Source organism: Acinetobacter sp. SM1B (genome assembly GCF_003289665.1).
GTDB lineage: Bacteria > Pseudomonadota > Gammaproteobacteria > Pseudomonadales > Moraxellaceae > Acinetobacter > Acinetobacter schindleri.
This window is the reverse complement of sequence record NZ_QMBM01000008.1, coordinates 1-9,038: the sequence shown is the minus strand read 5'-3', so window position 1 is coordinate 9,038 and position 9,038 is coordinate 1. Positions and strand designations below refer to the sequence as shown.

Sequence of the window (9,038 nt, the reverse complement as noted above, 5' to 3'; positions counted from 1 at the left end):
ATTAACCAAAAAGAAGATCGTTTTTTGATTTATGAAAGAGATCTAATAATATTAGGAATATTCGATGTATAGACACTGCCGTGATCCCATGAATTGTTCGTAATATATCCTAATGAGGTTTGTTTCTGATTTGCTGATCTAACTAAAACATCTGTTGCAGCTTTTGGAACAGTCTTATCTGCCCCTCCCTGATAAATAATCACAGGTGTAGACACTTTAACCTGTAAAGGCTGAGAGTCTTTATCCAGGAAATTCTTTACCACTGGAATGCTCATAAAATTAGCTTGAGTACGCGGATATTCTTCCAGATTTCTATTGGTTTGAGCATAAGCTCCCATTGCCGTACCAAATTTGTTGCCTAATACATCATAACAATCTGTTTCAGCATTCTTGGCAATCTCATCTGTTGGTGTTTTAAAGACCTGACTATATTGCAGATTTGGATTCGGATTACGCAATCCCGCGACGATCAGCGCGGTAAAAGTATCTAAAGATGCTAGAGTTTGAATCTTTTTATTCAGATCTGGTTCTTGTCCAGCTTGAGCCTCACCACCTGCCAAAATCAAACTAAAATTAGAAGCAGGAGCTAAAGCTACCGTACCTTTATAAGTCATTTGAGAAGCACGTGCTGCATATTGGGCAGCGCCTAAAGCCGCTTGACCACCTTGAGAATGACCGACAGCCATCCATTGATTAGAGGCATCCGAACCTAAATAGTCTTTTGCTGCGACTACAGCATCGGTAATTGAATAAGCTTCACTCTTAAGATTAAGGAAAGGATGAAGTTCTGTGCCACTCGGCTCTCCTAAGCCTTCATAATCAGGTGCAACGACAATGTATCCAGCCTTAAGGAGACCAGTAATCATATTCGTGATGTCATTATTAAGCTGATTTTTACTTGGTGCACACTGATCAGCCACACCGGTCGTACCATGTGCCCATGCAACTATCGGCCAACCTTTCGCAGGAGGTGTTCCTTTTGGAGTGAAAACCAGTGCCGTTGCCTGGGTTTCGTTATTATTGATACCTAACATCTTATAAGTCATAACCACGCTTTCATCGGCAACAGCAGTCAGGTCCGTTTCGGTATAAGCCACAGGCGTTGCTACAACTGGATTGGCAATATTATTTACTGGAATAGCGGGTTTGGACTCATAATTACCATCATCATCACTATCATTACACGCAGTTAAAGCTACGCTTAGGGCGAGTAGAGAACCAGTCAATACATGACGTTTCATCGATCTTATCCTTGTCTTAATTATTGTCTCTTATGATTTTTATAGTTTTATCAAATGATAAAACTAGAGATTAATTTCCCAAGTTATTCTATTAATGGCAAGAGATTATTTTGTTATTTATCTAACAAATACAGCCCAAGTTTCGATTGATTTCGGCATAATAATCTTAAGCCCTTGAAATAATTACAAAAACTACAAAAACCTTTATTTATTAGTTCAGTTTAAAAATATTCTGTATCAGTCAAAAAGCCTTCAATTAAAAGTAAAAATCAGGCATTCCAATTGTCAGTAGTGAAATAATAATGTTAGATTTTAATCCTCACCTTTTTCAGGCAAATTTTCGTCATGCAGGCCATCATTCTCGACACTGAAACCCATACACTAAACGGTCAGCCGATTGAAATTGCGTATGCGCCTGTGGACATTCTGGACCATAAAATCAGCTTGGATAAAAGCCGACTGTTTGATCAGCTCTATAGCTGTGATGAACCGATTTCTTTTGCAGCCATGGCCGTGCACCATATTCTGGAATCAGATCTGGAAGGACAACCACATTACAGCAGTTTCGAACTTCCACAGGAAACCACTTATATTATTGGTCATAATATTGATTACGATATTCGAGCCTTAGAAAAATGCGGTGTAAATTCATCTAATATTAAAGCGATTTGTACGCTCGCTTTGGCTCGTCGCGTATGGCCAGATGCTGAGGCCCACAATATCTCTGCCCTGATTTATATGATTACCCGTGGCAGTGACCGTGCCCGTGAAATGATCCGTAAAGCGCATCGTGCCGATATGGATATTATTCTGACCGCAAATATCCTGATGCATATTGTGCATCACCTGAAAATCAGCAGTATTGAAGAACTATATGAAGCTTCTGAAGATGCGCGTATTCCACGTACCATCAATTTTGGTAAGCATCGTGGCACTGCGATTGCTGAACTGCCTGCTGACTATGTGCAATGGCTGCTTCGTCAGGAGGATCTCGATCCTTATCTGCGTAAGGCTTTAGAAAATACTGCAATTACAACACTTTAATTTTAAGTAAATTTAACAAAATCTTCATATTAGTGTAATTTTCTCATATTAGCATCTACTTGAACTCTGTATATAAGACATTCAGGTATGATGCGCTATTCAAAAACTGCAAAGGGTCTACATGTTCTTCAACATCGCAATGTCGAGCTTAATGCACGTCAAAGACGTCTTTTGGTTTTAATTGGCACTGAGGATTTTGATTTACTCACACCTCAATTTAAAGCGCGTATTGCACCACATGATTTGCTGCAACAATTGTGTGATATAGGACTGATTGAAGTACAAGAGTTAGAGACTTCAAATACAGCAGTCGGTATAGATTCAGCACAAACTTCAGCGCCTGCTAATAACTCAGTAAAAGACTCATTTCCACACTTTCCTGAATCAAATATTCAGACTTCAATCACCCGTCCTGCCTCATCTGCCGATCTTGAAGCGCCGATTACCACGACATTAGTTGCCACGACCCACGTGCCTGACGTACCTGCTGACATTACCTATATAGCACTCAACCAAGAACAGGTACGCAGCTTGATGCTAGACAGTTTAAAAAAATACTGTGGCTTATTGGCCAAACAACACATTCAAAATATTGCTCAGGCACCAGATATCAATGCCTTAAAAGTCTGTCAGGTGCAATGGTTGACACTTCTCCAGGAAAGCCGCATGCCTTCACAAGAGTTAAACCAACTGTTCAAGCAAATTAGCCATGCTTTATCCATGCTGCGTGCTCAGGCTTAAAACTCTTCATAGATTCAGTCTTTTTAAGTCTATCTTAAGTTTAAAGATGAATAAATCCGGCGAAAAAATTTTTCTATTTAATTGAAAAATATAATTTTAATTCATTCAAAAGTAGTTGTATTCATTTACTTTCGACTATAGATGCATAGCTATATTAAGGATTTAAAGCCATATAGAATGTATTACTTTTTATTCTTCCCACGCTTATGCAACACTATCTTGAATTCGATGCCTTTGATAATCCCATGCAGCTCAGTAAAGTGGGCAATTGGGTCATTACTTTTGTCAGTGCTGCCGATGAACTAGAACATATTCAGTTGGCAATCACGTATGTCTTGCCTCGCCAGATCAGTGATGCGCTGCAACCACGTCGCATACTGATTGAGAAAACTGCCTATGGACATCAATGGCTGATTCAGATGATTGAATGCTTTGACAGCAAGACCAATCAGGAAGTACAAATTGCAGCTGCAGATGCATTGGGACAACAAACGCTTCAGCAGATTCTGGAAGAATTTGGTCGTTATGATGTAAATGTCACTCTAAAAAGTTTTTAAGTTTAAGCTCATTGGGAAGTTATTAACTCAATGCTTGAACTATCTACTATTCAGGCATTGAGTTAAAAATCGCGTTAAGCTAAGTGCATAATAATAGATAAGAATAGAATCTAAATTATGCGATATGCTCATCAACATAACACTCAAGCCCTCGTCCTATTTCAGCTTCACCAAAATATAGAAGAATGCCTGAATGCTTTTAATTTGAAGTCTCAAAGTCGCCAGCTCAGGCTTCAACCCGATCCTCTGTCTCAAGCATATCTCCTTATACAAAAACATGACTTAGGACAGGTATGCCAACAAATCCGTATAAACCGTAGCGAAGTATCCGATCCTCATCCCTTAGTTCGTTATCATCTGCTGGCATTTATTTTTAATCAGTTAATCTGAAATAATAGGATTTAAAAAAATAGCCCATCCTTAGATGAGCTATAGATTCTATATTGCCAGGCTTAACTGAAAAATAGTTTCCTATTTTGGCTCCATAACACGATAAATACAGTCTGTTTGCTCACTGGCAAATAGTAATTCAATCGTTGGTCGGATAATTTCATCGTCTACCACAATGTATTCAACTTGCTGTTCTAAACGTTGGGAAGGATCTCTATGCTGGGCACCGGCGCGCAATAATGCTTTTACATCAAGGATTTTTCCATACTGGTTTTTGACTTGCACATCAATCATCTCTTTTGTCATTGCGGTGCCCTCCTTTTAATTGGATTTATTAATTCTCATCTTCTAAATTCTTATAACATATTTATTTAAAAGGCTTTCAAACGAATATGTAAGATTTTTTAGCAGGATATTATTCCGGCATAAGATGGATTGCAAAACCAAATGAATAGTTTGTTTCTACTCCTATTAATCGTACAGACAAAACCAAAAACCAGACATTAAAAAGCCCGCATCGCTGCGGGCTCTGTGTTGGATGGCTAGTGCTAGATTTATTGCCTGAATCGAAATTCGAGCTCAACTAACTGTCATTGATCCGTCCAACTTATTGGTAGCGTCGCATGGTTTTTTGACCTACCGTAAGCTTAATATAGGCTGCACTTGATGGTGGCACAAGTCCTGATTACATTTCTAAAAGTAGATTCATACAATTTTTCAATTGTGATTTATATAAAATCCGCTAGTCTTGCTGACTTCCGAATCTATTCATTTCAGCGCAAAATACGCTGTCTTTTCTATCCGATGCTCAGTCATGATCTGGCAACTTATTCTTAGTGATCTGTATCGCTATTGCGGTAATATTTCAGCAAAATCTCTGATTAAAAACTATCTGTTTAACCGCGGTTTTAATTTTAGCTTCTGGTTGCGTCTGGCCTCTTCCAACTCATTTATTGCGAAATTGGCCTACCCTATTTTTTATTATAAGAAAAAGAAATACGGCATCGACATTCATTGCAGTACGCAAATTGGTTATGGATTATATATCGGCCATGGTGGACCTGTAGTAGTGACCCCCACTACAATCATTGGTAACAATGTGAATCTGTCACAATTTACGACCATTGGTGCCAATGGCGGGAAACAGGCAGCCTATATCGGCGATAATGTTTATATTGGGCCGAATGTCTGCATTATTGATAATGTCAAAATTGGCAACAATGCCACGATCGGTGCTGGTAGTGTGGTCACTAAAGACATTCCTGAAAATGCCACAGCCGTGGGAAATTATGCCAAAGTGATTCATTATAATAATGCAGGTAACTCCGTAAACCGCCGCTGGCCGCCTGGTGAAAAATAAAGAAGTTCATCTGAAATAAATAATGAATCCAGTTATCAAACCTAAAAATTTATAAGAATTTTAATCATCTGGATAGGTTTTGTGACGCTCATTTGGATTGCATTTGAACAGAATGCATTTGTGGATAAACAGATGTAGATACGAGCTGATTGATTTAAATTATACAGCTTAAAAAACTCCCTCAATTTGAGGGAGTTTTTTTTGACTTGGCTGTTTTAACCTGGAATCATTTCTGATACTGGTTCACGCGCCCAAACACGATGTTTCATAATCAGTTGCTTTAATTCCATAGCGACGGATTTGAAATCTTGATGTGAAAGCGTGCCTTCATCAGCGACCAAACCTAAAGAATTGATCAGGTCAGCTTTTTCACCCAAGAGTACAATTGGCTTTAAGTGTACGTAAGCTTCAATGATGTAGTGTTTTGCCGTGCCGTCTTTCAACACCTGGTCATAATTATCGCCATCGACCATGACAACAGCATCATAAAGTACTGATGGCTCACCTCGTTGCATACCATCTGCCATTACTTCTGCACCACTGCTGCTCAATACAGGTGCAGGTGTCGGAGCGAGCACCTCAGCAATGGCACTTTCCTCCTTGGCCCAAGCCAATACCGCATCCACATTCGCCTGATTAACCTTGTCATGCACTAGAACAGCAATTTTCTTGCCCTTGATATCGGGCGCCGGGAAAGCTTCCAGAGAAATGCGTTTAGATGGTGTTACTTCCGGCAATTCCACATTCAGTTTTTCTGGTGGAATTACAATTCCCAGTTTGATTGCCACCTGCTGAGCCAGATCCAGATCGATATTGCACAGAATTTCTAGCACTTCACGTTCACGGATATACAAACGTTGCACCTTGCTCAGCTCAAAAACATAAGCATTCACCACATGACGTTGTTCATATGGCGTCAGACTGCGGTAATACAATCGTGCCTGGGTAAAGTGGTCACTAAATGATGGGCTACGCTCACGAATCTTACGTCCGTCAATACGCTCGGCATAACTTTCGAAACCACCATTCGACGCTGCCGGTGTGGTTTCCGTTGGCCAGTTATTATCGATAGAATTTGGTTCATAAGAGGCCTGTCCACGATGGATCGCACGCTGATGATAACCATCACGCTGATTATTATGGAATGGGCAAACTGGCTGATTGATTGGAATCTGGTGGAAGTTTGGTCCACCCAGACGAATCAACTGTGTATCGGTATAGGAGAACACACGTGCCTGTAGTAATGGGTCATTCGAGAAATCAATCCCCGGTACAATATGTGCCGGACAGAAGGCCACCTGCTCGGTTTCTGCAAAGAAGTTTTCCACATTACGGTTAAGTACAAAGCTACCGATTGGTGTAACCGGTACAAGCTCTTCAGGAATGAGTTTAGTCGCATCCAGCAGGTCAAAATCAAACTTGTGCTCATCGGCTTCAGGTACGATCTGTACACCTAGTTCCCATTCCGGATAATTGCCTGACTCAATTGCATCATACAAATCACGACGGTGAAAATCTGGGTCACGACCTGCCAGTTTTTGTGCCTCATCCCAAGTCAGCTGGGTCAGACCTTGTTTTGGTGTCCAGTGGAATTTAACAAAGACTGCTTCACCATCCGCATTGATCATACGGAAAGTATTGACACCGAAGCCTTGAATTGAACGGAAGTTACGTGGAATAGCACGGTCAGACATTGCCCACATCACCGCATGGGCAGTTTCAGGTACGAGAGAAACGAAATCCCAGAATGTATCATGCGCAGTCTGTGCAGTAGGAATCTCGGTATGTGGTTCAGGCTTCATCGCATGCACGAAATCCGGGAACTTGATTCCATCCTGGATAAAGAATACTGGCGCATTATTTCCCACCAGGTCATATACCCCTTCCTGAGTATAGAACTTCATCGCAAAACCGCGAATATCACGTACTGTATCCGCTGAACCTCGTGGACCCTGTACGGTAGAAAAGCGGACAAACATGGGAGTTTCGCGCTCAGTATCGGTCAGGAATCCAGCCTTGGTAAAGCGCTCATTGCCAGGATAAGCCTTAAATACACCATGTGCTGCCACACCACGGGCATGCACAATACGTTCAGGAATACGCTCATGGTCAAAATGCGTCATTTTTTCCTGAAAGATAAAGTCTTCCAGCAAAGTTCCACCACGAGTACCAGCTTTCAGGCTATTCTGGTTATCAGAAATTTTCACCCCCTGGTTGGTGGTCAGAGCCTGCCCAGTTGCATCACGACGGTATGCATCAAGCTGGGCATTCTTCTCATTATGATTTTTCAAATCCGGACGATCAGTACCTGCTAGCTCACTCTTGGTCTCTTTCATGTGACTTCCTTATTATTACCCTTTTGATAAAAAACAAATTTGGCTTTAAGCTTTTGTTTTTTATCTTCTATTATTTAAATAACGGCGATTGTTCACTCACATTCAAAGGAGTTATATCGCTTATTAGGCGCCTTTCTAAAATACTATGGGGCATACATAGAAGCTGTAGCGCTTTGTGACACCGTGTATAGATCAGTTAATGTTTAAGGAGAAGTCTGTATTCAGCAAATGCTATGTAGCGACTTTAGATAGCTTCAAGCAGGACTTAAGACGATTAATAAGCTATGCATGAACAATATCTTATTAATTATTTATATAATATTTTGAATTTTTATTGAATATTTTGATATAAAGTGTATGATGAATATCAAATACAAAGTATTGTTATTCTATTTTCTTTAAGTATCGTCGTTTTTAATTATTTTATAAGCATTCGTTTTTTCAGATCATCATTTCAATTCTTTCCTATTCTCAGCATATTTTCGTTTATTTAATTCGAAAAATACTAAAAATCAAAAGGTTATTTTATGTCTAATACAGTTACTGGCACAGTAAAATGGTTCAACGAAACTAAAGGTTTTGGCTTTATTCAACAAGAATCAGGTCCAGACGTTTTTGCTCATTTCCGAGAAATTAGCAGTTCAGGTTTCAAAACTTTATTTGAAGGCCAACAGGTTTCTTTCAGCATTGTTGAAGGTCAAAAAGGTCCTAATGCTGTGAATATTGTCGCTCTTTAATCGACAACATTCATTAGAGGGAGCCTGCAAATCAGGCTCCCTCTAATTTTTGAAATCCCTAGTTTTATTCTATTTTCAAAAATAGAAGAAACATTAAAATAATAGGTAACACAATGAATCAATTTAATAATTTAATTGCTAAAGCAGCCAATGGCACTGAAATCCTGGTTTCTCTTATTCCATTAAATAAACAGCAAAATACTCGCCAAGGCTTTAAATGGGTCGAAGTTGGTAAGAAAGTTCTTTTACAGTCAGGTCTTGAAGTCGACTTAAATATGGATGGTCGGTCTTTTTATGCTCAAAGTAATGAGCTCTTTAAGTTTAAAGAGAGAATCATGTAATTCTTTACTTGCATTGAAAAAAAGATGCATCTGAATCCTGCTATTTTTAATCAAAGATAGCGATAAAAAAATTTTACGAGGAAGTGTCTTATAGAGGACTTCCTTTTTTTATATTTTGAATTTTTACTTTATTCTGAGTAATAACTTACCATTAATGACTATTCTGTTTATTAAAAAAACATCTTCTATATAAGATCTATTTCATAAATCAAAAAATGATCGTTATATTCATATTTAAATGAATAGATCTCTTTCATAAATCAAAAAACGATCTTCTTTTTGGTTAATATT

At 39.1% G+C, this 9,038-nt stretch carries 9 protein-coding genes; 6 read left to right on the top strand and 3 right to left on the bottom strand.

Annotated elements, in window-relative coordinates; translation table 11 throughout:
* Nucleotides 1–29: 29 nt before the first annotated feature.
* Nucleotides 30–1,241, bottom strand: coding sequence for an alpha/beta hydrolase (locus C8322_RS13855; protein WP_004815321.1), 1,212 nt, complete (start codon nucleotides 1,239–1,241; stop codon nucleotides 30–32).
* A gap of 345 nt (nucleotides 1,242–1,586) precedes the next feature.
* Between C8322_RS13855 and C8322_RS13850 the strand changes: the two genes are divergently transcribed.
* The 3 genes from C8322_RS13850 (at nucleotide 1,587) to C8322_RS13840 (ending at nucleotide 3,583) form a co-directional block, all read left to right on the top strand.
* Nucleotides 1,587–2,285 carry a DUF3820 family protein gene (locus C8322_RS13850; RefSeq protein ID WP_004815320.1) on the top strand — a complete coding sequence of 233 codons (699 nt, stop codon included), beginning with the start codon at nucleotides 1,587–1,589 and terminating at the stop codon, nucleotides 2,283–2,285.
* Between the two features lie 87 nt (nucleotides 2,286–2,372).
* Nucleotides 2,373–3,026 (top strand): hypothetical protein, encoded by a 654-nt coding sequence (locus C8322_RS13845; RefSeq protein WP_034424957.1) that lies wholly within the window; start codon nucleotides 2,373–2,375, stop codon nucleotides 3,024–3,026.
* A 206-nt stretch (nucleotides 3,027–3,232) separates the two neighbouring features.
* The gene (locus C8322_RS13840) at nucleotides 3,233–3,583 is read left to right on the top strand and encodes a hypothetical protein (protein ID WP_004815316.1); all 351 of its coding nucleotides are present in this window, start codon (nucleotides 3,233–3,235) and stop codon (nucleotides 3,581–3,583) included.
* Nucleotides 3,584–4,054: 471 nt separating this feature from the next.
* Here C8322_RS13840 and C8322_RS13830 read toward each other — a convergent pair whose 3' ends face one another.
* The gene (locus tag C8322_RS13830) at nucleotides 4,055–4,279 is read right to left on the bottom strand and encodes a hypothetical protein (RefSeq protein ID WP_004815310.1); all 225 of its coding nucleotides are present in this window, start codon (nucleotides 4,277–4,279) and stop codon (nucleotides 4,055–4,057) included.
* 508 nt (nucleotides 4,280–4,787) lie between these two features.
* Here C8322_RS13830 and C8322_RS13825 point away from each other — a divergent pair.
* Nucleotides 4,788–5,333, top strand: coding sequence for a serine O-acetyltransferase (locus C8322_RS13825; protein WP_111810804.1), 546 nt, complete (start codon nucleotides 4,788–4,790; stop codon nucleotides 5,331–5,333).
* Between the two features lie 215 nt (nucleotides 5,334–5,548).
* Here C8322_RS13825 and katE read toward each other — a convergent pair whose 3' ends face one another.
* Nucleotides 5,549–7,669, bottom strand: a complete 2,121-nt coding sequence (gene katE, locus C8322_RS13820; RefSeq protein WP_004815302.1) for a catalase HPII — start codon at nucleotides 7,667–7,669, stop codon at nucleotides 5,549–5,551.
* Between the two features lie 527 nt (nucleotides 7,670–8,196).
* On the opposite strand from katE, the gene C8322_RS13815 reads away from it, so the two are divergent.
* Nucleotides 8,197–8,406: a cold-shock protein gene (locus C8322_RS13815; protein ID WP_004815299.1), complete on the top strand. Its 210-nt coding sequence runs from the start codon at nucleotides 8,197–8,199 to the stop codon at nucleotides 8,404–8,406.
* A 113-nt stretch (nucleotides 8,407–8,519) separates the two neighbouring features.
* On the top strand, nucleotides 8,520–8,747 hold the full coding sequence (locus tag C8322_RS13810) for a hypothetical protein (RefSeq protein WP_004815297.1): 228 nt from the start codon (nucleotides 8,520–8,522) through the stop codon (nucleotides 8,745–8,747).
* The last annotated feature ends 291 nt before the right edge of the window (nucleotides 8,748–9,038 follow it).